Source organism: Rufibacter glacialis, from assembly GCF_008271745.1.
Lineage (GTDB): Bacteria > Bacteroidota > Bacteroidia > Cytophagales > Hymenobacteraceae > Nibribacter > Nibribacter glacialis.
Genome location: NZ_VKKZ01000019.1, coordinates 143,366 through 167,624 on the forward strand (window position 1 = coordinate 143,366; position 24,259 = coordinate 167,624).

Below are 24,259 nucleotides of genomic sequence, written 5' to 3' on the forward strand. Positions count from 1 at the left end.
CCTGAAAGCCTGCCCCGGGGCCTTGTGTGCCTGCCTAATTCCAAGAACAAGTTCCTAACTAAGCGCAACCGCCTTATGGAAATAACCAAAACACACCTGGATGACCTGTTGGTAGACGACAGAGCGGCGGGTCAATACAAGTACAAACGGGAAGTCTTCACCAATGAAGAACTGTTTGAGCTGGAGATGAAACACATCTTTGAGGGCAATTGGGTGTATCTGGCCCATGAAAGCCAGATCCCCGAGAAGAACGACTTCTACAGTACCTACATCGGGCGGCAGCCCATCTTTATCTCCCGCAACAAGGAGGGTGAACTCAACGCGTTCATCAATGCCTGCAGCCACCGCGGAGCCATGCTCTGCCGGCACAAGAAAGGCAACAAGTCTACCTTTACCTGCCCTTTCCACGGCTGGACTTTCAACAACTCGGGTAAGCTGCTCAAGGTGAAAGACCCCAGAGACGCCGGGTACCCCGAGCAGTTCAACTGTGACGGTTCCCATGACCTCAAGAAAGTGGCTCGCTTTGAATCATACAACGGGTTCCTGTTTGGCAGCCTCCGCGAAGATGTGAAGCCGCTGGCCGAGCATCTGGGGGAGGCCGCCAAAATCATAGACATGATCACGGATCAGGCTCCCCACGGGCTGGAGGTGCTCAAAGGCGCGTCTACCTACGTGTATGAGGGCAACTGGAAACTCCAGGCCGAGAACGGGGCCGACGGGTACCACGTGAGCTCGGTGCACTGGAACTACGTGGCTACCACCAACCGCCGCAAGTCCGGGGAGTCCAAGAACGAAACCAAGGCCATGGATGCCAGCAGCTGGTCTAAACAGGCCGGTGGCTTCTATTCCTTTGACCACGGCCATTTGCTGCTCTGGACGGCCTGGGCAGATCCTACCAACCGCCCCGCTTACCAGAACCTGGCCCAATGGACCCAGCAGTTCGGGAAAGAGCGCGCCGAGTGGATGATCAACAACCTGCGCAATCTCTGCCTGTACCCCAATGTCTATCTCATGGACCAGTTCGGGTCTCAGATCAGGGTGTTCAGACCCTTGAGCGTAGACCGCACCGAGGTGACGATTTACTGCATTGCGCCGGTAGGCGAAGATGCCGTTTCCCGGGCCCACCGCATCAGGCAGTACGAGGATTTCTTCAACGTGAGCGGCATGGCCACGCCCGATGACCTGGAAGAGTTCCGGGCCTGCCAGGTGGGGTACCAGGGCAAAGCCATGGAGTGGAATGACATCAGCCGGGGTGCTACCCACTGGATCGACGGCCCGGATGAGAACGCCCAGAAAATCAACCTCCAGCCTAAGATGAGCGGGGCCAAGACCGAAGACGAAGGCCTTTTCGTGCTACAGCACCAGTACTGGCTGCAGACCATGCAAGCCGCTCTAGACCAGGAACAAGCTAACGCTAACCAGTAATTCTGCGCCGCCATGACAGACTATCAGAAAATACAGCAGTTTCTCTACCAAGAGGCCCGTTGCCTGGATGACAAGCAATGGGACGAGTGGTTGAAACACTATGATGACCAGTGCGAGTACTGGATGCCCTCCTGGGATGATGAGGACGAACTCACCACTGATCCGCAGCGGGAAATCTCCCTCATCTACTACCCCAACAAAGGCGGGCTGGAGGACAGGGTGTTCCGCATCAAGACAGACCGTTCCAGCGCCTCTATGCCGGAGCCTCGTACGGCCCACCTGCTCTCTAACCTGGAGATATTGGAAGAAGACGAGACGCAGGTCAGGCTCCGGTTTAACTGGAACACGCTCTCTTTCCGCTACAAGGTCACGGACTCGTTCTTCGGGTGCTCTTTCTACACCCTCAAGAAAACGGAAGGTTCTTTTCTGATCACCAAGAAGAAGGTGGTCTTGAAGAACGACTACATCCGGCAGGTCATCGACATTTATCACCTTTAGAACCAAGCCCCCATGCCTACTATAGCATTAAACTTTGAGGATGGCGTTACCAAGATCATTGGTAGCTTATCTGGCGAAACCATTGCCGAGGCGGCGTACCGGCAGGGTGTGAACATTCCCCTGGACTGTGCCGACGGAGCCTGCGGAACCTGCAAGTGCCGCTGGAAATCCGGGCAGTATGATCCCGGTGACTACATTGAAGACGCCCTCTCTGACGAGGAAGCCGCCCAAGGCTATGGACTGGCCTGCCAGATGCGCCCTGAAACGGATGTAGTGGTGGATATCCTGGCCAGCTCGGCGGCCTGCAAAGTGGAGGTACGGGCCCTGGCCGCTACCATCTCCGCGCTGGAACTGGTTTCTTCTGAGATTGTGAAACTGCGCCTGAAAACCGACCAGAACCTGCCTTTCCTGCCCGGCCAATACGCCAACCTGGAAATTCCCGGCTTGGAAACCTCCCGGTCTTACTCCTTCAGTAACCTGAGCAACACCGCCGAGCTGGAGTTTCTGGTGCGCCTGGTGCCCAACGGGTTAATGAGCACTTTTTTGAAAAACCAGGCCCAAGTAGGCGATGCCCTGACGTTGGCTGGCCCCATGGGCAGCTTTTACACCCGAGACATCACTCGGCCTACCCTGTTCTTTGCGGGCGGCACCGGTATTGCCCCTTTCCTAGCCATGCTGGAGAAACTGGCCACCGAGGAAGCCTCGCACCCCATCCGGTTGTACTACGGGGCCACCACAGAGGAGAACCTGGTAGAACTGGAGCGCCTAAACGCCTTCAAAGCCGTGCTTCCGCTGGAAATCTACTGCTGCGTGTCGGGGGCGGCCTCGGTTAATTATCCTGAAGGCTTTGTGACGCAATGGGTGAACAAAGAACACTTAACCGAAGACCGCTACGACATCTACATCTGCGGCCCTACGGCCATGGTAGAGGCCGTGCAGCACGCGCTAACCCAGGAAGAAATCCAGGTAGAGCATTTCTATACGGAGAAATTCCTGCCTACCGGAACAGTATAGCCGGCGGCATGGCGTTTAGAGCCTCTTTGTCAGAAAACAGGCCTCAAACGCCAGTGTTTTCCAGGGCCGGTAACGGGCCGGAAGAAATCTGATCACCTACGTTGGCCTCAGGCCCAGGAGTAGAGGAATGGATACCGGAACCTGAGCCCAACTTTTCACCTTACCGCAGAAGCCATGATTTTCAATAATAGATTTGACCAGAAAGTAGCCGTGGTGACCGGGGCGGCCCAGGGCATTGGCAAAGGCGTGGCCTTGCGTATGGCCCAGGAAGGCGCCAGAGTAGTCCTTGCCGACCGTTCGCCTTTGGTGCAGGACACCCTGAAAGAGCTGGAGGCCCTGGGCGGCATGGGCCTGGCGGTAGAGGCCGACCTGGAGCACTTTTCCGGGTTTGAGGCCGTGACCCAGGCGGCGCTGGAACGGTTTGGCAGAATTGACATTCTGGTGAACAACGTGGGCGGCACCATCTGGGCCAAACCCTTTGAACACTACCAGGAAAGCGAGATTGAGAAAGAAGTCAGGAGGTCGTTGTTTCCTACGCTGTGGGGTTGCCGGGCAGTGTTGCCGGGAATGATCCAGCAGGGTGGGGGCGTGATTGTGAACGTATCCTCGGTGGCCACCCGCAGCGTGAACCGCTTGCCGTATGCCGCGGCCAAGGGTGGCGTGAACGCCATCACGGCCTCGCTGGCCCTGGAGCAGGCGGCCAACAACATCCGGGTGGTGGGCATCGCCCCGGGCGGAACCCAGGCCCCCCAGCGCCAGATTCCCCGCAATGAGAACCCGCTGAGCGAAGAGGAAACCGGGTGGTACCAGCAGATTGTGGATCAGACCGTTTCATCCAGCCTCCAGAAAAAATACGGCACCATTGAAGACCAGGTGGCAGCCATTCTGTTCGCCGCCTCAGACGAAGCCCAGTACATCACCGGCGTGACCATTCCGGTGGCGGGCGGCGACTTAGGGTAGGTTTCTGCCCCGTTTTTCACTTAAATGCCTTAAACTATGCCTACTATCCGCTTGAATAACTTCCACTGCTTCTACACCTATGAGGACTTCGGGAACCAGGACGTGCTGGTGTTCTCCAATTCCCTGGGCACAGACCATACCATGTGGGAGCCGCAACTAGATATCCTGAGCCATCATTTCAACATCCTGCGCTATGACACCCGCGGCCACGGCCAAAGCACCATAGAACAAGACACCCTCACCATTGCCGAGTTGGGGCAGGATGTGCTGGATCTGCTGGATGCCCTGAACCTGGGCCAGGTGCATTTCTGCGGCCTGTCTATGGGCGGGCTTATTGGCCAATGGCTGGGCATCAACGCAACGGAACGGTTCCATAAAATCACCCTTGCCAATACGGCAGCCAAGATTGGTACCCACGAAGGCTGGAATGCCCGCATAGCGCAAGTCAAGGAACACGGGCTGGAAAGCATTCTGGAAGGCACGGCGCAGCGGTGGTTTACGCCCTCTTTTCGGGAAAACAACCCCCAAACGGTAACGGACATCCTGGAGATCTTCAAGGCTAATTCCCTGCATGGGTACATGGCCAACTGTGCCGCCGTGCGCGACGCGGATTTCCGGGAGGAGCTTTTCAACCTGGAGGTGCCCACGCTCATTATCAGCGGCCTGCAAGACGAAGTCACCACCCCCCAGGATGGCAAATACCTGGCCAAGCGCATCCCCAACGCCCGCCACGTGCAGCTAGATGCCGCGCACCTCTCCAACCTGGAACACTCCGAGGAATTCGCCAAGCACCTCCTGCATTTCAAGGAGCATTAGCGATTTCTATCGGGGTAACCCGGTGTAAAAGCCTCTGTTCAAGGGGCGATATACGTGAACCCATTTTTCTAGAAAGACATGAAAACAGTACCTCAGATATCATTACAGGAAGCGGTTGCCCTGGTCAAAGACGGCGACACGCTGCTGCAAGGCGGTTTCGGGATGACGGGCAACCCCGTGCACCTGATGCACGCCCTGGCGGAAACTAAGACCAAAGACCTCACCTTCATTGGCAACAACGTAGGGGAAGTGGGCATTGGCGGCGGCCGCTTGCTGCGGAACGGACAGATCAAGAAGATGATCGGCTCTTTCTTCACCAGCAACCCAGAGGCCGTGAAAGCCGCCCAGAGCGGTCAGGTAGAATATGAACTGCTGCCCCAGGGCACCCTGGCCGAAGCCATCAGGGCCGGAGGCGCCGGCATTGGCGGGTTCTTTACGCCTACCTCGGCAGGCACTGAGTTGGCGAAAGGACGGGAAACCAAAGTCATCAACTGCAAAGAGCAGGTGTACATTGAAGGCATCAGGGGCAACGTGGCCTTTGTGCGCGCCTGGAAAGCAGACACCGCCGGTAACCTCACGTACCGCATGACCGAGCAGAACTTCAACCGGGCTATGGCGACCGCCGCAGACCTGGTGATTGCCGAAGTTGAGGAGATTGTGCCCGTTGGCCAGATTGCCCCGGAACACGTGCATACCCCAGGTTCGTACGTCAATTACCTGGTGCAGGCCACGCTCACGCTGGAAGACCTGGGCTCGTCGGCCTCCGTATCCTCTGGCCGCAAGGCAGATGAAACCCGCCTGAACATGGCCCGCCGTGCCCTTCAGGAACTGAAGAAAGGCGATGTGGTGAACCTGGGCATTGGCATTCCTACCCTGGTGGCGGATTTGATCTCCCCGGAAGACGGCATTGTGCTGCACACCGAGAACGGCATGCTGGGCGTAGGCCCGGCCCCCACAGACGGCGGCGGCGCCATGGACTATCCCGTGAACGCGGGCAAGATTCCGGTGACCGCACTGCCTGGCTCCAGCTACTTTGACAGTGCCGACTCCTTTGCCATGATCAGAGGCAAGCACGTGGACATCGCCGTGATGGGCGGCCTGGAAGTGGATGAGAAAGCCAACCTGGCCAACTGGGCCGTGCCCGGCCAACCCCTGCTAGGTGTGGGAGGCGCCATGGATCTGGCTTCGGGTGCTAAAACGCTCATCATCACCATGACCCATACCAACAAAGACGGCTCCGCTAAGATGGTGCCCGCTTGTAATCTGCCGCTTACGGCCCTGCAGGCGGTAGACATGGTCATCACAGATCTGGCGGTTTTCAAATTCATAGACGGCAAACTCACCCTTATTGAACTGATGCCGGGTGCCACCCTGGAAGAAGTAAGGGCCAAGACCACTGCTGCCTTTGAGGAGAAGCTAGCCCAGGAGCCTCAAGGAGCTAATTAACCCTCTTGCTCTGTCCCTGCCTCCTGTTTAGGCCCTGGTTTTAGCGAAACGGGCCTGAAACAGGAAGTAGAAAGAAAGAGAGGAGAGGAGGAGAGCCAATGCGGTTACGCCAGTTCATCCCCCGGTTCCTGGCGACGCTTCTCCTCCCTGCTACTCTCCCGGAAAGGCCTGTTTTAAAGCCTCTTCCTTTCAAGAAAAGTGCCCTGAAAAGAAGCCTCTGGTTTCTCCTTTCAGGGCTCTTTTTAGAAAATAGCGGCTAAACTGTCCGCAGGAAAACCGCCGGAAAGCCTGGGCTTTGCGGCACATTGGTACCACCCCACCATGATGAACAAAGCCTTACAATACAGCCTGGGTTCCAATCTGGTCATCTATGCCCTGCGGTGTACGCTTGGGTTCCTGATCGGGTACCAACTGTACCTGGCGCTGCCGGAGTATGAACTGTACTGGACGATCATCTCCATCATCCTGGTCATGTCACCGGAGGCCAAAGACGCCCGCAAACTGTCTATTGAGCGGTTCAAGGCCAATTTGATTGGGTGTTGCGTGGGCTTGGTCTGTTTCTTTCTGCCGGCCCCGCAGCTAGGGGTGATGGTGCTGGGGATCATTCTGGCCATTGGCATCTGCCATTTTTTCACGCTCATGGGCGTGGCCCGGTCGGCGGTGGTGGCCTTTATCATTGTGGTGATCCATGAGCAGACCACGCTCACGTACTGGGCGGCGGTAGAGCGCTTTTTCTCCGTCACGCTGGGCTGCTGTATTGGTCTGGGCGTGACCATGGGCACCTCCTCCTTGATCAGGTACCTCAGGAAAAAAGTAGGGCTGGAAGATACCTAAGGCAGGCAGTGTATAACCAGTGATTAATGGCTGTTTTCTATAAAGAAGGCCCTAAACAACCTCGGCCGCGGCCGAAACAAAACATACCTAAACGTTCAAAAGTAGAAACCATGAGCAAAGAAGCATATATCGTAGACGGCATCAGAACCCCCATCGGTAATCTGGGCGGTGCCCTTTCGGCGGTGCGCGCCGATGACTTGGCGGCCATGACCATCCAGGAACTGGTGAACCGGAACCCGGCCATTCCGGCCAGCGCCATTGATGACGTGATCTTAGGTTGCCACAACCAGGCTGGCGAAGACAACCGCAACGTGGCCCGCATGGCCGCGCTGCTGGCGGGCCTGCCCGTGACGGTGCCTGGCGAAACGGTGAACCGGCTGTGTTCCTCGGGCATGTCCGCGATCATTCAGGCGGCCCGGGCCATCAAAGCCGGCGACGGGGACGTGTTCATCGCCGGAGGCGTAGAGCAGATGACCCGCGGGCCGTTGGTGATCTCCAAGCCCTCCAAAGCCTTCGGGACTGATTCCCGCATGGAGGACTCCAGCTTTGGTTGGCGGTTTGTGAACCCCAAGATGAAGGCCTCGTACGGCGTAGATCCCATGGGCATCACTGCTGAGAACCTCGCGGAAATGTACTCCATCTCCCGCGAAGACCAGGACACGTTTGCCTACCACTCCCAGCGCAAAGCGGCCCAGGCCCAGCAGAACGGCACCCTGGCCCAGGAAATCATGCCGGTGTCTATTCCACAGCGCAAAGGCGAGCCGGTGGTGGTGACCCAAGACGAGTTCGTGCGGCCCGGCACCACCCTGGAAACCCTGGCCAAACTGAAGCCCGCGTTTAAAGAAGGCGGCAGCGTGACGGCCGGCAACGCCTCTGGCCTGAATGATGGGGCTGCCGCCACCTACATTGTCTCGGCAGAAGCCCTTGCGCAGTATCAACTCACCCCCTTGGCGCGTATTGTGAGTTCAGCGGTAGTGGGCGTGGAGCCGCGCATCATGGGCATAGGCCCGGTGCCGGCCACGGAGAAAGCCTTGCAGAAAGCAGGCCTCACCCTGGCCGACATGGACATTATTGAACTGAACGAAGCCTTCGCGGCGCAAAGCCTGGCCTGCACCCGCGCCCTGGGCCTAGCCGACGACGATGCCCGCGTCAACGTGAACGGCGGTGCCATTGCGCTGGGGCACCCGCTGGGCATGTCTGGCACGCGGGTAGTCTATACGGCGGCTCTTTCTTTGAAAAGACAGCAGAAACGGTACGCCCTGGCTACCATGTGCGTAGGAGTAGGGCAGGGGTATGCCGTGGTGCTGGAACGCGTATAAGGCATATCCAGCGGTACACCCATAAAGGCAGAGTTGGCTTTGCCACGGATTTTTGCGGCGCAGGATGGTTTAAAAGGCATATGGTATTCCTTGCCAGGAAGACACTGACGCAAAAAGGAAAGAGAGATGAGCAAGAAACAAGATATTCTGGATGCGGCCTTAAAGCTATTCACCGAGAACGGGGCCCGGGCCACTTCCACCAAATCCATCGCTTCTGAGGCTGAAACCTCAGAAGCGCTCATTTTCAGGCATTTCGGATCTAAAGAACAGCTGCTGGAGGAGATCATCAAGAAAGGTTACCAAATAGCGGCCCGTGAAATAAACCCGTACCTGGTAGACCAGACGCCGCAGGAGTACATTTCCAATATCATTGAGTTGCCCATCATCCTGACCAAGTCCAACCCGGACTTCTGGAAGATGCAGTCCAAGCTGCTGCCCCTGAACCAGCTGGCCTCCAGGTACCACGCTAATTTCATGCGCCCCTGCTTTGAGCGCCTCACGGATTGCTTCGCCCAACTGAACTACCCCCATCCTGAGTTGGAGGCGGAACTGCTGCTGATCCATATTGAGGGAGTTTGGAAGTATTTCTCGGTGCACGATCTGGGCATCACCAAGCAAAACGCCCTCATCGCTATCATGAAACAGAAGTACCAACTGCCCCAAAGCGAGGGATAAACACCTGTAGCAAGTAATCAAAGCCCATAGAAGCAGTCTTCTATGGGCTTTGTGTTTTTACTCAAGCGGTATAGTGGATTGGGCAGAAATATGACTTGAGGCCCTATGAGAGCCTTTTTTCGCAATTACAAACTGCGGTTCATGGTAAGTCCAAGTGGCAAACTTTAACCATAGAAAGGTTGGGGCACCTATAAGTGTTCTGTCAGAACAGCCTTTGTTACTGGGTCTATTTCCAGCCTTTCGCTTGAGCGCCTAGCACTCGACTGGTGCCGCGGGAGCGGCAGGCGGCGAAGGCGCCAAGGAGAGGGTACAGCGCGAAGGCGGGGCCTCGCGGCCATGAGCGCTTAGCGGGTACTATGCAAAAGGCCGTGGGTGGATCAACGCTAGAAGCGGAAATGCCAAGGAAACAGTCTATAGCAGACACGCGGGTGCCGCAGAAAAAGAAGCGGCTAATAAGCGCAGTTTTGGTTGTTGGTGAGAACACCAACAACGGCGAAAACGTCGTGGTTCTACGCAGCAATACCGTCAACCACGTATTATCCTGGTTCTACGCTGCGATACCGTTTCCTCGATCCATCAAGGTTCCTCCCAGCAATTCCGCCACGCCGTCGCATTTTCCTCCCAACAGTACCGTCACCAATAACAAAGGCCTTTCTAGGTGCAATTGCCTTGGATGGAGGCCTTTCTTGCTGAGGCGTTCTTGTTCCATGGGGACACGGCGTTACAGTGTAACGCCGCTACGGGGTAACATCTTTTCTTTGTTTTAAGGCTGTTTTCTGAAAAAAGCTTTAAATAGAAAAAGCCTGCACGAGGCAGGCTTTTCAAGTAGGTTCGGGGAAGCATTAGAATGTGTAGCGGACGGTCAGAGCTCCGTCGCCATACAAGAAAAGACCGTCACGGTTGGCTTCGATAAATGGCTTAAAATCGACGCCCAGTGAAATCGGAATTTCCGTAATCTGATATTCCAAACCTACAATACCGTCTATCCCTACCGTAGCAAGGGTTCTATGGTAAGACTCTTCATAATGTTTGTTAGTGGGCTTGTAGTAATACCTGCCCCGGAAAACCCCAATGTGGCCCCCGGCACCGTAAAACCACCGCAGCCCCTGCACGTCAAATGCCGAGGCGTGCTGCTCAAGCAGGCCGGTGAGCTGAAAGCCCCGCCGACCGAAGCCAGTGCCCAGGATCCCTTCTATGGCCTGAGACTCACTGATGAAATATTTTCCTGAGATACCCGCTGAGTAACCGCCAACGCGGAGACCTAACCCTACTTCTTGCGCCTGGGCTTTCTCAAGGTTGGCAAGGGAGAGCAGCAGTAACCCCAGCCCAAAAATAAGGTGTTTGTTTCTCATAGTAAAACGATTCTTTGCAAAAGACGAAACGGAGGCTACCCGCTTCTATACAACTGCCCAGAACCTGGTAATATTTTGCCTGTGGAGAAATAACAGGCAAAAGCGCCGCCTGAGGTTTGCCTCTGGCCGCAGGTGCAAAGTTACGCTTTTTTGTAGGACTGCAGGTATGCCTCACGGGAGGTACGCTGCCCAATCAACCGGAAGAAGCTGATCTGGTGGTCAGAATCTTTTTTGAGGCCGCGCGCAAATGGGTCTTTTTTCTGGCCGTGCTCCTCAAAATCGCGCACGTACTGCTCCCTGATCAGGTCAGCGGCGGGCAGCAGCTCCGCGGCCTTGATCTGCACCAGCCCGGTCTTCTCCCAGAGCTTGCGCCACCAGGCCACCGAGTGGATGTAGTACCAGTAATTCTGAAAATCCTCGCGCAAGAACTCCGGCACCTGGTCAAGGGTCTCAATCTCCTGCTTGAAGCACACGTCCACAATGCCAATGTAGCCATCCGGTTTCAGGAACCGGCAGATATAGGGCAGGTACTTGTCATCGGTGCCGAAGTAGGTGTAGGAGTCAATGACCAGCACCACGTCAAAGAACCCCTCGGGGAAGGGCAAGTCCCGGGCATCAGCCTGCAATGGGAACACCTTGTTCTCCAGGTTCTCCTCCTGCACCCGCTGGTAATTGGCAGTGGCCGAGATGGCTTCGTCTACGGCCCACACCTGCACCCCGTATTCCTTCGCCAGGAAGATAGAGCTGGCCGCCTTGCCGCAGCCCAGGTCCAGCACGCGCATGCCTGGGCGGAACGGGATAAGGGAGGTGATGCTTTCCAGGTTGAAGAGCACGTTCTCGCCCATGGAGTGCTCGCGCACCCACGTGGGGTCATATTGGGTACTGCGAGGAAAGTGGTGTTGTATGCGGTGCTGGGCAGAATCCATAATGCAGGAGTGGTATAGGTACTGCCTCTACGGTATGGGAATGGTGTAGGTTGAAATTTTTGCGGTTTGACACAGGCGGAGTAAAGTCCGTTTTCAGCCTTGTTTCAAGAGATTGCGCCGAAAACAGGAAAGCCGGCATTCCCTCTCCCCCGGGGAGAGGGGTAGGGTGAGGGGCAGCGGCATTCCAAGGATAAGGCCTCTCCAGCTGGAACCGTTTCGGACAGGTCGCGACCTGTCCGTACATTTGTTTGTTTTATAGTACTGCTTTTCTAATTGGAAACTTCTCCGCCTCATCCTAACCTTCTCCCAGGGGGAGAAGGGACTGGGCTTTACTCGCTGGGAACGGTTTTTACTTAGCTTAGAGGTTTCATGTAGAAATTTCGGTTCAGGGCTGGTTTTCGTAGAAACAGGCTAAAACGGCTCCTGAAGGAAGAGCCCTCTACCACCAACCAATCGGCCGTTACGCGTACTGAAGCATCTGTTCATTGGGGTGCACCAGCACGCCGCCGCCGTCTTGCTTGGCTGCTTCCAGCATGGCCTTGGCCACGGTGCCCGCGTGAATGCCTTTGTATTTGCGCAAAGGGCCGTTGAACAGGAAACTGGTGGCTTTCATAAGGGTCTCGGCGGCTTTCTCGCCAAAACGCACCTCTTGCCGGTCACCCAAGAGCAAAGAGGGCTGGAAGATGTGCACGGCCGTGAACGGAAGCTTTTTCACCGCTTCCTCCATTTCGCCCTTCACATGGTTGTAGAAGATGCGGGAATGGATATCAGCGCCCAGGGCAGAGACCACCAGGAACTGGGTGGCAAAATGGGTGGAAGTGATTTTGGCCAGGTTCACCACGTAGGTGTAATCTACCTTCCGGAAATTCTCCTTGGAGCCGGCTTTCTTGATGGTGGTGCCCAGGCAGCAGAACACGTCATCAGCAATGAGGCTGTGGCGGTGTTTCTCCAGGTCATTGAAATCCACGATGACCTGCTGCAACTTAGGGTGCTCCAGATTCAGCCTGGTACGGCCCACCGCAATCACTTTGCTGTAACGGGGGCTTTGCAGCAGGAGCTGAAGGCAGTGGCTGCCTACGAGTCCGCTGGCGCCGGCAATAAGAGCAGCTTTGGGAGAGACCATGGTCAGGATCTTTTAAGGGCGCGTTTGAGCACCTGGTAGTCCAGGTAGTATAGGACCTTAACGGAGAAATTATTCAATTGTTTAGCCTGGAGGGTGTTGCGCAGGTTCAGGAAATAGCTCGGGCGCTCTGGTAGGGCACTGTCAAAAATGGCGTTTTTCCAGACCACGCTTACCTCACTGCCCGGTGCGAACCGCCAGCTGTACACCAGGTCTACGTTGAAGGCGTTGAAGTTGCGGTCCTTGGCCCAGCCAGATTTGGGGCGGTATTCCAGCTGGGTGCCGTTGCCGTCTTCCTGCAACAGCAGGTACCGGTCAAAGGAGGCATTGGACCAGTAGTGGCGCAAGTTTATATTCAAGGCAGTGCGGGCATTGAAAATGTAGGTTCCTGTCACGGTGTTGCTCACGGTCTTCACCACGCGCTGGCCAAAGAAAACACTGTCTACCCGGGAAATCTTCCTTGCCTCGTAGAGCGAGTCGTTTCCGGCAAAGCCGAAGTCCCGCGGGGCATGGTTGTAGTTCAGTTTATAAACCAATTGCAGGTGGTCATTGACGCGCACCCGGGGGCTTACTCCCACCCATTTGTCAAACTGGTCATATTCCGGAGCAATGTAAAACCCAAAATTCACGTCCACGGCCAGCTTCTTGCGGTAGTCACTGGATACGTAGCTGTTCACCTCCCATCCAGCGGGTTTGCGCCATTTCCTATCCGGTACCCCGTCTTGTTTGGAGCGGGGCTCAAAGTAGTCATACCCGTCTTTGGGCAGCCAGACAAAGGTAGACCCGAAGGAAAGAAATTTCTTGGTGGTGGCGTTGGTCTCCAGAAAATACGCCAGTTGGGCGAATTTGGCCGGTTTGTAGAGCATGCGGTGCTGTACCCCCAAGGCGTTGTATAGGTTGTTCAGCTTCCAGAAGGGCTTGTAGACGTTGTAGGCCACATAAGCCTGGGTCTCGCGGGAGTTGTTGTTGCCCAGGTAGCCCAGGTCGTTGATGTCATAGGTGTGGCTCTCTGCGGTGTGGCGCAGTCTGAACTGGAAATTACCGCTGGTTTTGCCAAAACTGCCCGAATACATATGCCCCAGTTCTACCTTGTCCGTGCCTACGGGTACTTCGCCTTTGTTGTACTTCTGGCTCAGGTTGCCGCTCAGGTTCAGGGTGTAGGAGTTCTTCTTGTTCGTGAGCTTGGTCATGAGCCCGGTCACGTTGGCGTTGTAGAAGCCATGGCCGCGCGTGACGTTGGTGTTGGTGAAGGTGACGTACGAGCTATACGGCAAGCTTTGGTCCAGCACCAGCACGTTGTAATTGGTCACCGGGTCCGTGAGCACCTCGAACTCCTCCTGGGTCTCGTTGCTTCTGAGGGTGGCGTAGGTGTTGCGGGTAACGGCGTTGAACAGGCCAATGCCCAAGCCCTTGTTCGTTCTCCCTGACAGTTTGGTGGCGTTCACCAGGCTCGTTTTCTCCGGGTTCTCCAGCACTTCCACGTCTTTGCCGTAGCGCTGCTTGTCATAGGTGAGGTTGTTGTAGTTGAGGGGTTCGGCCCCAATGCGGCGCGAGTAAAAGAGGCCCGCCTTGTTGAAGAGTTCGGTGCCCTCTGTGAAAAACTGCCTGTTTTCATTGAAACGCACCTCAAACGGCGACAGGTTGAGCACCTGCGCGTCTGACTGGGTCTGCCCGAAATCCGGGATCAGGGTCATGTCTAGGGTGAAGGCGTCATTGATGCCGTACTTGATGTCCATGCCGCCGTTGACGGTAGTCTTAAAATCCTTCTTCTCTGGCTCGTCATGCGGGTAATGGTCCAGGTAGCCGGAAAGGTAAGGCATCAAGGACAGCCGCAGCGGGGCCTTCAGGCCGCTGATGCCGGTGGCCTCGCCAAACTGGTTCACAAATCCCTGCACCGAGTTGTCCACGAAATTCCAGAAGGCATCTTCCCTGAAACGGCGGGTAGAGCGCCAGAAGTTGATGCCCCAGGTCTGCACGTCTTTTTTAGGGAAACGGATGGCCGAATACGGAATCCGCATCTCTACGCTCCAACCTTGCGGGTGGCGCGCCACCATGCTTTGCCAGACGGCGTCCCAGGAGCGCTGGTCGCCGTTGCTGGTGGCCTTGAAATCCGTTTGCACCCCAGCCGTGGAAACCTCAAACCCGAAGGCGTTCTGCTTGTCCTGGTAGGTGTCAAAGTAAACCCCGAACATGTCAGCGTTCACCTGGCCCCCATCGCGGGCACTCAACTGCGAGAGGATGGAGTCTGGGGCGGTGTCAAAGAGCATGGCGCTCACGTACACGGCCTCGTCGTCATACAGCAAGCGTACCTCGGTGCGCTGGCGGGCCGGCGAGCCGTTGGCCGGGTTGTTCTGGATGAAATCAGTGCCGGGGGGGGCCAGTTTCCAGACGTCCTCGTCTGGAAGACCGTCTAGCTTGGGCGGTGTGGTGGTTCTGACGGCCGTAATCTGCTTGGTGACCTTTGGGGCCTGGGCATAGCTGAGGAGGGTGCTGCAAATACAAAGGAAAAGCAGACAGGCATATTTCATGGAGCAAACGGGAAAAGTAGGAAGAAAACTCAGGGCTTAGCTAAAAGACTAATCCCTTCTGGCAACAGTTGCACGTCTCCTCGTTTATACAAGGCCCCGATGGCTTTTTTAAAGGTTTTTTTGCTCATGCCCAAGGTCTGGTAAATCAGTTCAGGGCTGCTTTTATCAGTGAGCGGCAGGTGGCCGTTCCCGGCCTTCAGCTTGGCCAGGACCGCTTCCGTGGCTTCCACCACCTCGTCATATCCCTGGCGCTGCAGGCTGACGTCTAGTTTGTTGTCTTCGCGGATCTTCTTGAGGTACCCCTGGGTGTATTCACCGGGTTGCAAACTGCGGAATACCTCATTGCGGTAGAGCATGCCCAGGTATTTGTGGTTCACGATGACCTGGAACCCCAAAGCCTTTTCCGGGCCGATGAGCAGTTCCACCTCGTCTCCCTCTTCCAGGGGAATGGGGTCATAGTTCAGGAAAGGGCCCAGTTTGGTAGAGCCCACCAGGCGGTCTGAGTTCTCGTCCAGGTACACGTACACCAGCGTCCATTGGCCGGGGTACAGGGCGTCGTGCTGGTTTTTATAGGGTACGAACAGATCCTTTTCCAGGCCCCATTCCAGAAACGCGCCAAAATTGTTCACGTCCCGTACCTGCAGGCAGGCAAACTGCTCTACCTTGGCTTTGGGCTCCAGGGTAGTGGCAATCAGGCGGTCTTCTGAATCGCGGTACACAAACACAGAGATCATGTCCCCAATCCGGGTGCCTTCTGGTATGTATTTGCGGGGCAGCAGCACGTCACCGTCCTCTGATCCTAAATACATTCCATGTTCCAATTCACGAAGGATTTCCAGATAGTTATAGTCTCCTAAATGCAGCATACCAAGATTGGGTTTAAATATCTGAACAAAGGTAGAAAATCTAGACGGCTCCTATTCATGGTCCCTCAAAGTTTATGGCCAGCCGGGCGTTTAAGGTCTGTTTTTGGCAAAAGAAGGCCTAAACCGGGGCTGTTTGGGTAGCGAATTCCTTGTCTTGGTACGTTGACGGAGGACAAGGCGGTGGGGAGTCTGAGGGCAATAGTGCTGTTACCCAGGCTTAAACGGGGTTGCCTTATTTTCAGGAGGCGCACTACGTTTATTTTGAAGATAAGTTTTGTTTGGTTATATTCCAAGATTATTTAGGGAGGCTGCCCCACGCCACTTATCCTTTAGGGTCATCACCCGCTATTGCCTTGGTAACTAATCAACCCAAACAAATGAAAAGAGTTTTATCTACCCTGATGCTGGCGAGCATCCCCTTCCTGAGTTTTCAGGCAGAGGCGCAAAAGAAAAACAAAAAAGGCAAGGAGGCCGACAAGGTAGCGGCACCCGTGGCCCCGGAAGCCGCCGCCCCTAAAAAAAGCTCCCTCGCGGAGAAGGTGAAAACCAGCAAGAAAGCAGACGGCTTGTTCACCGTGTACCAGGACACCCTCACGGGGTCGGTGCAGCTGTATGTCAGAAAAGATCAGCTAGGCAAGGAGTTCGTGTACCAGAGCTTTTCCATCAGCGGGCCAACCAGCTTGTTTCTGAACCAGAGCATGCACCGGGCCACCAGCGTGTTCAAGATTGTGAAGGCCTATGACAAACTAGAGTTCCAGCAGGTCAACACCAAGTTCTATTATGACCAGAAAAACGCGGTGAGCAAAACCGCCGGCATTGACGTGCCAGAGGCCGTGATGCTGTCTGAGAAGTTCACCGTGGAAGACGAAGGCGGATACCTGGTGAACGCCGACGCCCTTTTCATCAGTGAGAAGATGGACCCGGTGAAACCCCTGGCTCCCGTAGGCGCGCCGCCTACCGCTTTTTTCAACATGGGTACCCTGAACACCGCCAAATCCAAATACCACAAGGTGAAGTCTTTCCCGGGCAACACCGACGTGCAGGTAGACCTGGCCTATGACAACCCGGCCCCATACATGGCCGGTGGCAAAGATATCACCGATGCCCGCTACGTGCGCGTGCGTATGCAGCACAGTTTCCTGGAAATGCCCAAGAACGACTACCGTCCCCGCTTAGATGATCCTCGGGTAGGGTATTTCACCCAGGAAGTGAATGACCTCACCAGCGTGCAGGCCATCAACTACCGCGACATCATCAATCGGTGGCACCTGGTGAAAAAAGACCCCACCGCCGCTCTTAGTGAGCCCGTGGAACCCATTGTCTGGTGGATAGAGAACACTACGCCCGTGGAATTCCGGCAGACCATCAAAGAAGCCGGCGAGAAATGGAACGAGGCTTTTGAGAAGGCAGGCTTCAAGAACGCCGTGGTCATGAAGATCATGCCAGACCAGGTGGACTGGGACCCTAGTGACATCCGCTACAACGTGATCCGGTGGGTTTCCTCGGCCAGCCCGCAGTACGGCGCCATCGGGCCCAGCTTCGTGAACCCCAGAACCGGGCAGATCCTGGGCTCTGACATCACCATAGAATGGTACAGCGGAAACGCCACGCCTATCTCAGATGAACTCTTCAGCGGCCCCTCGGCAGAAGGCCTTTCTTTCCCTGGCATGACACCTCCCGCGGCCATGTGTACCATGGCGCATGAGCTGAAAGCCCAATACTCAGCGGGCCTGACGGCGCTGGAAGCTACCGATGCCTCTACCGGCGACCTCAAGAAAATGCACCAGCAGTTTCTGTATTACCTGGTCTTGCACGAGATGGGGCACACCCTGGGCTTGAACCATAACATGAAGTCCAGCCAGATGCTCAAGCTGTCTGAGGTGCACAACACCGCTCTCACCCAGAAAAAAGGCATGATGGGCAGCGTGATGGATTATCCCGCCATCAACATCAGCCTGGACCGCAGCAAACAAGGCGATTACTACACCACCAAACCCGGCCCCTATGACCTGTGGGCCATTGAGTACGGCTACAAACCGGTGGCGGAAAACGGAGAGGCTGCTTTCCGGAAGAAAGTGTTGAGCCGCAGCACCGAGCCAGACCTGGCCTTCGGCAACGACGCCGACGACATGCGCGCCCCCGGCAAGGCCATTGACCCGCGGGTGAACGTGAACGACATGAGCAGTGATGCCATTGGGTACGCCCAGGAACGGTTTGCGCTGGTGAATGCCATCATGCCCAAGCTGAAAGCCAAATACAGCAAAGAGGACCAGAGTTATGCTGAACTGAGAGCCCGTTACTTCGCGCTCAACGGCCAGCGGTCTGGCATGATCAACGCCGTGAGCCGGTACGTGGGTGGGGTCTACATTGACCGTAGCTTCGTGGGCCAGAACAGTCCTAACAAACCCTACACCCCGGTGCCCGAGGCTACCCAGAAAAGAGCCATGGCCGTATTGGCGAAGAACGTTTTCGCGCCAGACGCCTTCCAGGCAGATGCTTACCTGCTTCCTTACCTGCAAGGCCAGCGCCGGGGCTTCAACTTCATGTCGGGCACCGAAGACCCTAAGCTGAGCGTCACCTATACCAGCCTGGGCGCCTCTGCTTTGGCGCATATCCTGCACCCTACCACCACCCAGCGCATCACCAACAGCACCCTGTACGGAAACCAGTACAGCCTGGCGGAAGTGATGAGCGACCTGACCAAAGGCATCTTTGACGCCGATATGAAAGGCAACGTGAATACCTACCGCCAGTACCTGCAAACGGCCTACGTAAAGCAGCTGGCCCAATTGGTAGACCCCAAGTCTCCCGCCGATGACATGTCTAAAGCCGCTGCCCGCTACACCCTGAAAAACGTGAAAGGCAGAATGGCTACCGCAGTGTCTACGAATGAGGAAACCAAGGCGCACCGCAGCAACCTGGTATTCTTGGTAGAGGATGCCCTGGCCGTGAAATAACCAGATTCCTTAGTCCTGTAAAAGAGAGAGGCTACTTCCCCGGAGGTAGCCTCTTTTCTTTTGTAGGGTAGCAAGTCTTTTTAGGGCAGACAGTTTTTTCTGGTGGTGGGCCTCTTCGCTTTTCAGCCGGAAAGCAGAGCGCTGGGCGGTTGAAGCACGTTTTTGCAAAAAGGCCAGTAAAACAACGGCGGCTGGTGTGCCCTGATTTTTGAAAGATTTTGCCCTTTGGGACCATTGCTAACTTAACAAACAGCCCACAGATATGGTATGGCCCAGGGTTCAAAATGCTTGGCCTGAGGGAGGTAGGGTCGTTACGTTCTACTTTGAAGGTTAAAGCTGAGGGAAAGTTTACTGCCCTTCTTACATAGTTTGAGGCTTTCGCCTCACTGATTTGCAAACTTCAGTTCATTTTAGGTTTAAGTAAGAAACTTGAACCAGCTATATTCTTAGAACTTAACAGCCCTGGACTAGAGGGAGAAGGAGCGGTAAAAACCATTTTCCCTGTCCCGGGCCGTTTAGAGGCTGTTTTCTAAGAACCAGCCCAAAAACCTACCAGTACTGTGACGGGGAGTAGACGCTGCGGCGGTTGCGGAGCATGAGGCCCAGCACCAATTCATGGGAGCCGTAGCTGGCCTGGTTCAGGCCCGAGGTAGTGAGGTCATAGGCGTATCCCAGGTGGAATTTATGCTTGTACTGGAAACCCGCCGTGACCACGGCCGCATCCTGGAACCGGTAAGAACCCCCCACCCAGAACTGCTCGCGCCAGAATACCTTCACGTTGGCATCTACAGAAACCGGATTGGGCGCCGCGTACTTCACCACCACTGAGGGCATCACGCTCACGATATTGGTCAACTGGAAGCGGTAGCCCCCGTGCCCGAAGAAGTGCCGCTGCTGTTTGGCCAACACGCCGGGCCGGGAATCCCGGAAAGTGAAAGGGGTAGGCAGTACCTGCGCCACGGAGGCTCCTAAGAAAAAGCGGTTGCTGTAGAGCAAGACCCCCACGCCTATGTTAGGCAGCACCCGGTTGTATTCATCAGCGTTCATGACGGGATCACCCGGGTTGGCGAAGGTGAGCAGGTCCCGGTTCAGACCGAACTGGGTGAGCCCGGCCGCCACTCCGGCTGCCAGTTTGATAGAAGGCGTGAGCGGTTGGTGGTAGGCGTACAGGAGTTGCACCTCGGTGCGTTTCAGGCCGGCGGCTTTGTCTGCCTGCACCAGAAGGCCCACCCCGTGGTGCGGCCTGGTTTTCTGGGCGTTGTTGCGGAACTCAGGGCGCCACTGGTTCCGGCGCTTGCCTTTTACGGCGGGGCGGGGCGCGAAGGTGGTAGGCGGGCTCAGGTAATCCATGCGGGAGAGCGGCATGTGGGCACTCAGGTAATAGGAGGTAGGCGCCCCTTCCAACCCGGTCCATTGGTTCCGGTACCCGGCCCTAACATCCAGGTAGTTGTCAGTGCCACTCACCGCCGGGTTCAGGAGCAGCGGGTTGAGCATGTACTGGCTGTAGTGCGGAATCTGCTGCGCCCACCCCAGGAGCGGGAGACTGAGCAGGAAAAGCAGGAGGTAGCTGTTCTTTCTCATAGGCTCTTGGGTTAGCGCAGAATAGTAAGTGGGCCCGTCATTTTAGACCTGCCGTTTCTGGGGTCAATAATGTAGTAATAGGCCCCAATGGGTAGGTCTACGCCGTTGCGCTTCCCGTCCCAGGGGTTGGGGTAGCCTTGCGTGGTATATACCTGCTGGCCCCATCGGTTGTAGATCTCAATGGTCAGGTACGGATAGTCCTCTATGCCCTCCAGCACCCAGGTGTCATTGGAACCATCGCCGTTGGGCGAAAACGCTTTGGGAATATTCAGGCGTTTGATCACCGTCACCACCATGCTGTCCTGGTTAGGGCAACTCGCATCTGAGACGGTGCGCAGGTAATAGGTAGTGGTGGCGGTGGGCGAGACCGTCGGCGTGGCGGTAGTGGCGTTGCTTAGGCCTGTAGTGGGGCTCCAGGTGAGTTTGCCCTGGCCGCTGCCCTGCAACGTGGTGGTTTCTCCCTCTACCAGCAGAATGTCTGGCCCGGCATTGACCAGGGGGGTAGGCATTACTTTGATTTCCACGTCATCGGTGGCATTTATGCAAGGGCTGTTGCTCACGGTCCAGCGCAGCAGGTAAGTGGTGCCCAAGGTGCCCGTGAACGTGGTGGTGGGGCTGGAGGCATTGGCAAAGCTTCCGCCGGTGCCCTGTACTACCGTCCATTGGCCGGTGGCTGGCGCGGGGGTGTTGGCGGCCAGCCTGACCGTATTACTGCCGCATATGAGTTGGTCTGGGCCTGCCTGGGCAATGGGAACCGGCGCAATGGAGACGGCTTTGGTGATCGTGTGGGTGCACCCCAAATCTGAGGTGACCGTGAGCTGAACCTGATACGTGCCCACCGTGCTGTAGCGGTGGCTCGGACTTTGGGTTGTGGCCGTGGCCCCATCGCCAAAGTCCCAGGCCCAGCGGGTTACCCGCCCGTTGGGCAGGCTGGTCATGTCCTGGAACGTGACCGCGGTGGTAATACAGCCCACCGTGGGCGAGAAATCTGCCTTAGGGGTAGGGTAGACGGTAAGGGTGGAGGAAAAGGTCTGCTCACAGGAGTTGGCCCCCCGGGCTTTGAGGGTGACGGTATAGGTGCCGGGGGCGGCATACCGATGGCTGGGGCTCACCTCTGTGGAAGTAGTGCCATCCCCGAAGGTCCAGTTATAGGAAACTGCGCCGCTGCCCCGGTCCTGGGTGGTGTTGGTGAAGCGGGCAGGGGTGCCGTCGCAGACATTGGCGGTGGTAAAGCTGGCTTTTGGGTTGGGCTCCACCACAATGGTTCTGGTGATGGCTTCGGTGCAGACAATGCCAGACCAGACGCGCAATTCCACCTGATACATGCCCGCGGTAGTGTATTGGTGGCGGGGGTTAGTTTCGTCAGAGAAGGTGCCGTCGCCAAAAGACCAGCGCCGCCGAAGAATCTTCCCGAAGGAGATGGTGCTGGCATCCTGGAACGTGACGCCCTGCTCCTGACAGAAAGAGGTAGCGGTAAAAGCAGGCACTGGCACGGCTCCGCTGATGGTGTAGGTGTGTGAGACGCTGTCCTGGCAGCCTTTGCCGGAAGTCACCACTAGTTTCACGGTGTATTCGCCTTCCTTTGTGTATTTGTGTCGGGGCGAGGCGGCCGTAGACGTGGTGCCGTCGCCAAAATCCCAGCGGTAGCTCATGGTGCCGCTGGTCAGGGTAGACTGGTTCTGGAACGCGGCCTCGTCACGCACGCAGAGGTCAGGCAAGGAGAAGGCCGCCACTGGTTTTGGGTTGACCGTCACGGTCTGCTGGGTAGAATCCTGGCAGCCCTGCTCAGAGAAAGCTTTCAGTTTGACGGTGTAGGTGCCGGCTTTCTGGAATACGTGCCGCGGGTTCTGTTCGGTGCTACGGGCAGAGCCGTCACCAAAATCCCATTCCCACCGCACCACGCGCCCCTGGGCCACGGTGGTCTGGTCCTGGAAGGACATGGTGGCCTGGTCACAGGTTTCCGGGGCGTTGAACCGGGCTACGGGCGGGGCGGCAATGATGACTTGTTTGGTGGTGACAGGTGAGACGCAGAGGCCTTTGCTGGTCACGGTAAGGCTCACCGTGTAGGTGCCGGGGCTTCGGTACCGGTGCGCGGGATTCTGTTTCGTAGACGTGGTGCCGTCACCGAAATCCCAGCGCCAGGCGGCCAGGGTTTGCCCGGTGGTCACCTTGCTAGCGTCTTTGAAGCGGGTGCTGTCATTGGAGCACGCCACCTCATAGGTGAAGTCGGCCTGGGGGTTGGGCAAAACGTCTACCTCTATATAAGTAGAGTCCTGGGAGTCACAGTCATTGCCGTTGGACTTAGTGGTTACCAGGGAGACCGTGTACTTGCCCGGGTTGGGGAACGTGTGGGCCGGGTTCTGTTCCGCTGAAGTGGCGCCGTCCCCGAAATACCACTTCCAGGCCAGCGGCTTGTACACGGCAAAACCCGTGAACTGGATCTTCTTGCCCGCACAGATGCTGTCTGAGGCTACCTTGATGTTCTGGTTCAGGTTGGTCACGTTGGCGCCCGCAGAGTAGGCGTACGATTCCACATTGCCAAACCCATAGGCCAGCGCATTGAACCCGCTGTCGGCGGTAAGGGTGTGGTTACCGGGTGTGACGGTGGTCTGGGAAAAGGAATAGGCCGGGTTGGAGGGGACCGGCGCAAACGTCACGGGCTGCCCGTCTAACCGGAAGGTACCTACATCAGTGGTCTTCATGGTCACGTTGATGTAGTGCCGGGAAATCTGGAAAAAAGGCGAGGAATACAGGGTGATGTCTCTGAGGGTTTGCTCCACGGGGTTGATCAACACCATGTCCGGGTCGCTGGGCACGTTGTCACAGAGCTGCGATTTGGTGTATTGGGTCACCTGTACCGGGGCAGAGGAGGTGATGTAGTTAGGGGTGGAACTCTCAAATTCATGGTACTGCCCACTGTTCTTGGTCACCGAACTGCCGTTGACCGTGATCACCGTATTGTCTTGCGAAGCCAGCACGCGGTAAATTTCCCCGGTCAGGCGGCTCTTGAAAGGCGCGGTCACAAAGTTCCGGCCCCAGGCGCTGATGGGGTACAACTGCTGGTACAGGTTGTCTCCGCTGAACTGGCCCGGGCAGGTGTACGGCTCCGGAATAGCGGTATAGGAACTGCCCGAGAAAACCGCGATCCGTTTACAGGTTCCCCCACCGGCATCAACCGACTCTATTTTGGTGCCCGTCAGGTCCTCCAGTGAACGAACCTGGTACACTTCCCCCTTCATGAGCGGGCGGGACGGGGAGAAAGTTCTTCCGGCGGGCCGACCCCCCAAAGTGGTGGCGGTGGGAGTGATCTGCAAGGTGGTGTTGTCTTCCAGGGCTACCACCATCAGTTGGGAGGCGGCGCGGGCATCAAGGTACTGAGACTGGTTATAGCTCACGGCATAGTAAGACCTGCCCAGCGTGTTGGCCGGTAAGACGAGGGTTGCCCCGGATTTGTTGAGGTGGTAAATGTGCGAATAGACCACTACCGGCGCGTCTGAAGTCACGTGGATGGCCTTTCGCTCTATGACCTCACTGGTGCCCACATAGGCCGTGGAAGGACTGACCGGGATCACGGTCACGGAGTTGGCCGCCACCCGGTAAGTGGCCGGCGCCCCTGATCCTACCGTTACCCGTACGTTGGTGGCCACATCTGAGGTCACGTACAGGTTCATGCTGGAGATGCCCTGCGGCGGATTAGGCCCTGACTCATTCTGGACGTGCGCCATGTAGCCTACCCAAAAGTCGCGGCCTTTGTTGGAGGTAGTCTGGCCCCAGACATTTACCCAACAAAGCAGCAGAAGGCATAAGACAAGGCTTCTGAGGAAATAAGGGGGAGGTTTCACTTTCCAGTCGCTTTTGTAGATGTACGCCATAAACCGGAACCATTATTGAGGAATGGCCCTGGTTCTTAGGTAATGACAATATATACTTTTAAAAGTGATA

The 24,259-nt window shown here is 56.4% G+C and carries 18 protein-coding genes; 10 read left to right on the top strand and 8 right to left on the bottom strand.

The window, feature by feature from the left end:
* Nucleotides 1-75: 75 nt before the first annotated feature.
* The 9 genes from benA to FOE74_RS05465 all read left to right on the top strand — a co-directional run bounded on the left by benA (nt 76) and on the right by FOE74_RS05465 (nt 8,987).
* Nucleotides 76-1,425 (top strand): benzoate 1,2-dioxygenase large subunit, encoded by a 1,350-nt coding sequence (gene benA / locus FOE74_RS05425; protein WP_149097588.1) that lies wholly within the window; start codon nt 76-78, stop codon nt 1,423-1,425.
* A gap of 12 nt (nt 1,426-1,437) precedes the next feature.
* On the top strand, nt 1,438-1,923 hold the full coding sequence (benB, locus tag FOE74_RS05430; protein ID WP_149097589.1) for a benzoate 1,2-dioxygenase small subunit: 486 nt from the start codon (nt 1,438-1,440) through the stop codon (nt 1,921-1,923).
* 12 nt (nt 1,924-1,935) lie between these two features.
* Nucleotides 1,936-2,937 (top strand): benzoate 1,2-dioxygenase electron transfer component BenC, encoded by a 1,002-nt coding sequence (benC, locus tag FOE74_RS05435; protein ID WP_149097590.1) that lies wholly within the window; start codon nt 1,936-1,938, stop codon nt 2,935-2,937.
* Between the two features lie 174 nt (nt 2,938-3,111).
* Nucleotides 3,112-3,897 (top strand): 1,6-dihydroxycyclohexa-2,4-diene-1-carboxylate dehydrogenase, encoded by a 786-nt coding sequence (locus FOE74_RS05440; RefSeq protein ID WP_149097591.1) that lies wholly within the window; start codon nt 3,112-3,114, stop codon nt 3,895-3,897.
* A gap of 36 nt (nt 3,898-3,933) precedes the next feature.
* Entirely contained in the window at nt 3,934-4,713 is a 780-nt protein-coding gene (pcaD, locus tag FOE74_RS05445) for a 3-oxoadipate enol-lactonase (RefSeq protein ID WP_149097592.1), read from the top strand.
* 78 nt (nt 4,714-4,791) lie between these two features.
* Nucleotides 4,792-6,159: a 3-oxoacid CoA-transferase gene (locus FOE74_RS05450; protein ID WP_149097593.1), complete on the top strand. Its 1,368-nt coding sequence runs from the start codon at nt 4,792-4,794 to the stop codon at nt 6,157-6,159.
* Between the two features lie 321 nt (nt 6,160-6,480).
* On the top strand, nt 6,481-6,993 hold the full coding sequence (locus tag FOE74_RS05455; protein ID WP_149097594.1) for an FUSC family protein: 513 nt from the start codon (nt 6,481-6,483) through the stop codon (nt 6,991-6,993).
* 110 nt (nt 6,994-7,103) lie between these two features.
* Entirely contained in the window at nt 7,104-8,312 is a 1,209-nt protein-coding gene (pcaF, locus tag FOE74_RS05460) for a 3-oxoadipyl-CoA thiolase (RefSeq protein WP_149097595.1), read from the top strand.
* 126 nt (nt 8,313-8,438) lie between these two features.
* The gene (locus tag FOE74_RS05465) at nt 8,439-8,987 is read left to right on the top strand and encodes a TetR/AcrR family transcriptional regulator (RefSeq protein WP_149097596.1); all 549 of its coding nucleotides are present in this window, start codon (nt 8,439-8,441) and stop codon (nt 8,985-8,987) included.
* Nucleotides 8,988-9,534: 547 nt separating this feature from the next.
* On the opposite strand, the gene FOE74_RS21165 is transcribed toward FOE74_RS05465, so the two are convergent.
* From FOE74_RS21165 to FOE74_RS05490, 6 genes are all read right to left on the bottom strand, one after another.
* Complete coding sequence (locus FOE74_RS21165; RefSeq protein WP_188686430.1) at nt 9,535-9,696, bottom strand: hypothetical protein; 162 nt, start codon at nt 9,694-9,696, stop codon at nt 9,535-9,537.
* 133 nt (nt 9,697-9,829) lie between these two features.
* Nucleotides 9,830-10,339, bottom strand: coding sequence for a hypothetical protein (locus FOE74_RS05470; RefSeq protein WP_149097597.1), 510 nt, complete (start codon nt 10,337-10,339; stop codon nt 9,830-9,832).
* 140 nt (nt 10,340-10,479) lie between these two features.
* Nucleotides 10,480-11,265: an SAM-dependent methyltransferase gene (locus FOE74_RS05475; protein WP_149097598.1), complete on the bottom strand. Its 786-nt coding sequence runs from the start codon at nt 11,263-11,265 to the stop codon at nt 10,480-10,482.
* Between the two features lie 460 nt (nt 11,266-11,725).
* Nucleotides 11,726-12,388, bottom strand: a complete 663-nt coding sequence (locus tag FOE74_RS05480; protein WP_149097599.1) for an oxidoreductase — start codon at nt 12,386-12,388, stop codon at nt 11,726-11,728.
* A 2-nt stretch (nt 12,389-12,390) separates the two neighbouring features.
* Nucleotides 12,391-14,913, bottom strand: coding sequence for a DUF5916 domain-containing protein (locus FOE74_RS05485; RefSeq protein WP_149097600.1), 2,523 nt, complete (start codon nt 14,911-14,913; stop codon nt 12,391-12,393).
* A gap of 29 nt (nt 14,914-14,942) precedes the next feature.
* Complete coding sequence (locus tag FOE74_RS05490; protein ID WP_149097601.1) at nt 14,943-15,779, bottom strand: CvfB family protein; 837 nt, start codon at nt 15,777-15,779, stop codon at nt 14,943-14,945.
* Between the two features lie 377 nt (nt 15,780-16,156).
* Here FOE74_RS05490 and FOE74_RS05495 point away from each other — a divergent pair, with 377 nt between their 5' ends.
* The gene (locus tag FOE74_RS05495; protein WP_149097602.1) at nt 16,157-18,736 is read left to right on the top strand and encodes a zinc-dependent metalloprotease; all 2,580 of its coding nucleotides are present in this window, start codon (nt 16,157-16,159) and stop codon (nt 18,734-18,736) included.
* 549 nt (nt 18,737-19,285) lie between these two features.
* On the opposite strand, the gene FOE74_RS05500 is transcribed toward FOE74_RS05495, so the two are convergent.
* A complete protein-coding gene (locus FOE74_RS05500) occupies nt 19,286-20,317 on the bottom strand; it encodes a PorP/SprF family type IX secretion system membrane protein (protein WP_149097603.1) in 1,032 nt (343 codons plus the stop codon).
* 11 nt (nt 20,318-20,328) lie between these two features.
* Entirely contained in the window at nt 20,329-24,189 is a 3,861-nt protein-coding gene (locus FOE74_RS05505; protein WP_149097604.1) for a PKD domain-containing protein, read from the bottom strand.
* Nucleotides 24,190-24,259 lie beyond the last annotated feature (70 nt).

What these genes read in the sequence shown, in the direction of transcription:
- FOE74_RS05505 (WP_149097604.1), bottom strand. Translation starts at nt 24,189, where the DNA reads ATGGCGTACATCTACAAAAGCGACTGGAAAGTGAAACCTCCCCCTTAT.
- FOE74_RS05495 (WP_149097602.1), top strand. Translation starts at nt 16,157, where the DNA reads ATGAAAAGAGTTTTATCTACCCTGATGCTGGCGAGCATCCCCTTCCTG.
- benC (WP_149097590.1), top strand. Translation starts at nt 1,936, where the DNA reads ATGCCTACTATAGCATTAAACTTTGAGGATGGCGTTACCAAGATCATT.
- FOE74_RS05455 (WP_149097594.1), top strand. Translation starts at nt 6,481, where the DNA reads ATGATGAACAAAGCCTTACAATACAGCCTGGGTTCCAATCTGGTCATC.
- benA (WP_149097588.1), top strand. Translation starts at nt 76, where the DNA reads ATGGAAATAACCAAAACACACCTGGATGACCTGTTGGTAGACGACAGA.
- FOE74_RS05475 (WP_149097598.1), bottom strand. Translation starts at nt 11,265, where the DNA reads ATGGATTCTGCCCAGCACCGCATACAACACCACTTTCCTCGCAGTACC.
- FOE74_RS21165 (WP_188686430.1), bottom strand. Translation starts at nt 9,696, where the DNA reads ATGGAACAAGAACGCCTCAGCAAGAAAGGCCTCCATCCAAGGCAATTG.
- pcaD (WP_149097592.1), top strand. Translation starts at nt 3,934, where the DNA reads ATGCCTACTATCCGCTTGAATAACTTCCACTGCTTCTACACCTATGAG.
- FOE74_RS05480 (WP_149097599.1), bottom strand. Translation starts at nt 12,388, where the DNA reads ATGGTCTCTCCCAAAGCTGCTCTTATTGCCGGCGCCAGCGGACTCGTA.
- FOE74_RS05470 (WP_149097597.1), bottom strand. Translation starts at nt 10,339, where the DNA reads ATGAGAAACAAACACCTTATTTTTGGGCTGGGGTTACTGCTGCTCTCC.
- FOE74_RS05440 (WP_149097591.1), top strand. Translation starts at nt 3,112, where the DNA reads ATGATTTTCAATAATAGATTTGACCAGAAAGTAGCCGTGGTGACCGGG.
- benB (WP_149097589.1), top strand. Translation starts at nt 1,438, where the DNA reads ATGACAGACTATCAGAAAATACAGCAGTTTCTCTACCAAGAGGCCCGT.
- FOE74_RS05490 (WP_149097601.1), bottom strand. Translation starts at nt 15,779, where the DNA reads ATGCTGCATTTAGGAGACTATAACTATCTGGAAATCCTTCGTGAATTG.
- FOE74_RS05485 (WP_149097600.1), bottom strand. Translation starts at nt 14,913, where the DNA reads ATGAAATATGCCTGTCTGCTTTTCCTTTGTATTTGCAGCACCCTCCTC.
- pcaF (WP_149097595.1), top strand. Translation starts at nt 7,104, where the DNA reads ATGAGCAAAGAAGCATATATCGTAGACGGCATCAGAACCCCCATCGGT.
- FOE74_RS05465 (WP_149097596.1), top strand. Translation starts at nt 8,439, where the DNA reads ATGAGCAAGAAACAAGATATTCTGGATGCGGCCTTAAAGCTATTCACC.
- FOE74_RS05450 (WP_149097593.1), top strand. Translation starts at nt 4,792, where the DNA reads ATGAAAACAGTACCTCAGATATCATTACAGGAAGCGGTTGCCCTGGTC.
- FOE74_RS05500 (WP_149097603.1), bottom strand. Translation starts at nt 20,317, where the DNA reads ATGAGAAAGAACAGCTACCTCCTGCTTTTCCTGCTCAGTCTCCCGCTC.